Origin of the sequence: Alkalibaculum bacchi, assembly GCF_937875145.1 — a bacterium.
GTDB lineage: Bacteria > Bacillota > Clostridia > Eubacteriales > Alkalibacteraceae > Alkalibaculum > Alkalibaculum bacchi_A.
Window position 1 is genome coordinate 1 of sequence record NZ_CALNCS010000129.1, and the last position, 2,741, is coordinate 2,741.

Below are 2,741 nucleotides of genomic sequence, written 5' to 3' on the forward strand. Positions count from 1 at the left end.
TCCTCCTTGATTTTTTTAGTTCCTTACAGAACTTGTAATTAAGCTCAAGATAATCCTGGTAGATTATTTGTTCTTTAAACTTAACTTCATAGCATTCATCAACACGGCACACTAAAGGCCTATCATCATATATTGTGCAAATATCATTTTTCAGATACATGCAAATACCATCCCCGTTATGCAATTCATTGTATATTGGTGATTTGCATAGATTCCTGCAACATTCACCGCATTTATCACGCTCATACATTATTTAAACTCCAATATAGAAGATTCGTCTTTCATGAAATCATCAAAACTTCCACTGTAAGGCAATGCAATACCAAGGGCTTTATATTCATTTAGTAATAAAACATGTAACTCTTCTTCGTTATCTGTTTCTTCCATCATTTCAAGCATCTTATCATATTGCTCTGTTTCCTTTTTGAAGAGTTCAATATCAATTTGTTCAAGTTGAGATAAATATAGTGCGAAAGCTTCATTTATTCTAATGTATGCATCCAGTTGCTTCTGAAGTGGCAAACTAATCCCTGCTCTAATACATACTTCTCTAAACACTAGTGATACTAATCTAAACCACGCCACAATATTAAGTCTCAAGAAAAAGGTTACCCAGTTCCCGCCTGAACGAATAGCTGCATCAGCACCATCCATAAGGCACAATGTTCCATCACCGATTATTAACATAATTCTGAGGTCATCATGTCGTTTTGATGGAATGCACTCAGCAAGCGGTCTTTTGTGATAAAAATAATGCTTAATTGCCCATGTTAGCTTAATAGACAAGTCGCATAAAACTACTGGAATAGCCATTGTAAGTCCAAATCTTGCATCATACCCTCCTTGGAAAACCTTTGTTGCAACAGTAGCAAGAGTGTTTCGATCTGACCCTACTTGAAGGCTTCCAAAATCGCACAGCTGAAACAATTCATAAAACGGAATCACAACTCCGCTTCCACGTCCTACCGCACCAGAACTGCCTGCAACATCAGACATGATATGACCAAACCAGTTTGCTACGCCACAAAATAATTTTGAAACAAAATTATGTCCTTGCAACTCATAGGTATCTGTTTGAATTGTTATCAACTGACCATTGCTCAAAAAAGATGACGTAGATGTAAATTGATTTAATATAGAGAAAAACAGTCCAATTATATCAGGTGAATGTGCCAAAGATTTCATATGATGGTTTTTTGCAGACATATTAAACAAACCACCAACATCACCGGAATGGCGTTGGTCGTAATTGACAGGGAATTTTTTCTCTAAAAATCCAATAGCACTTGCTACACTTTTTTCTTTTCCTTCTCTTGGTGACCATCCCCAAGTCTTTGCAAAGAGCATTACAGTTTTATCTACTTGTGAATCCGTCCACGTTTGAAGTTTACTACCACCGGGAGCACCAACTAGAAATATATCAACCATTCCAGCTATTGCACCACATCCAACAGCAATCAAATAATCATATTTATCACATTTGTCATGGTAAAAATATGGTTTTAAATCTTTTTCATTGCGCAATGTACCAATGTCCATATCCCTCACAAAACCACTCCTGTTTTTATAATTATTATCGGTTGTTAACTTGTTTTTCAATAGATCAATCATAATGAATTTGTAATTCTCAGGTCATACGGAGCACTTCTTAACTTCTTCCATTTTATCTTATTATACATCTAATAATAAATTATAATAATGAAAACTATTTTTTTAATAACAAACCTTTAAATATCCTCATGAAATAAAAACATATGGAAAGACTAATCTATATTATAAACCATACACAGTGGAGGTTATAAATGAAAGTAGGTGTGATTTCAGATACTCATATACCAAAGAAGACTAAAGAGCTGCCTAAATTCGTTTTAGACACCTTCCAAGGAATAGATTCTATTATCCATGCTGGTGATATAATGACAATAGATGTTATATATCAACTAAACGAAATAGCGCCTGTAACAGCTGTTGCAGGTAACAACGATTCAGTACATTTACATGAAATATTAGGGAGTAAAAAAATATTAGATATAGGCAATTTTAGAATTGGTATTACTCACGGTCATGGCCAAAGTGGTAAAACCATAGACCGTGTAATAAAATGTTTTCAAGAGGACGAAGTAAACTGCATTATTTTCGGGCACAGCCATATGCCATTATCACAGGTCTATAAGGACATTTTACTATTTAACCCAGGCTCGCCAACAGACAAAAGGCGAAACAAAAATTATTCTTTTGGTATTTTAGAGATTCATGAGAGTATTCATCCTCATATAGTATATTTTTAATGACTCAATTTTTGACTCAATTTTCCACGTGCCTCGTGGGTCACATTAAGTTCCTGAAATATGTTCCCTATTGGTTTTGTGGCTACGCTTTCCTATAAGCCCGTCTTTCTGCATATTCCGCACATTGCAAACAAACTATAATTTTTTTGCCACGATCATCTATATATTTCCGCCTTGAATCTCTCGAAGTCTTCTTATTGCAAATATTGCATCTTTTTTTAAACATTAGCCTCCTCCTTCTAGACTTATCCCAGGCTATATTTCAGAACCTGGTTTTGATGGAATCTTAATAGGGATTTCGACACTTTCGTAAGTGGTTTATATGATCATTCATCTCCGTAGCATTCACATGCCAGCTTATACTGACTTTTCCCTAACGCTCAATACCATAGCTTTTGTCTACAGCACCTTAGGGTAGTTTGAAATCACCACCTGTATGGCGAATTCGGTGGG

General features: G+C 35.3%; 3 protein-coding genes. 1 reads left to right on the forward strand and 2 read right to left on the reverse strand.

Translation table 11 applies throughout. The features are described from left to right. The coding region (locus tag Q7P22_RS08155; RefSeq protein ID WP_303862943.1) for a hypothetical protein at positions 1-250 on the reverse strand (250 nt) is incomplete at its 3' end. After that, positions 250-1,548 carry a hypothetical protein gene (locus tag Q7P22_RS08160; protein WP_303862947.1) on the reverse strand — a complete coding sequence of 433 codons (1,299 nt, stop codon included), beginning with the start codon at positions 1,546-1,548 and terminating at the stop codon, positions 250-252. The genes Q7P22_RS08155 and Q7P22_RS08160, both read right to left, overlap by 1 nt. Before the next feature lie 254 nt (positions 1,549-1,802). Between Q7P22_RS08160 and Q7P22_RS08165 the strand changes: the two genes are divergently transcribed. Next, a complete protein-coding gene (locus Q7P22_RS08165; RefSeq protein ID WP_303862949.1) occupies positions 1,803-2,288 on the forward strand; it encodes a metallophosphoesterase family protein in 486 nt (161 codons plus the stop codon). Positions 2,289-2,741: the final 453 nt, after the last annotated feature.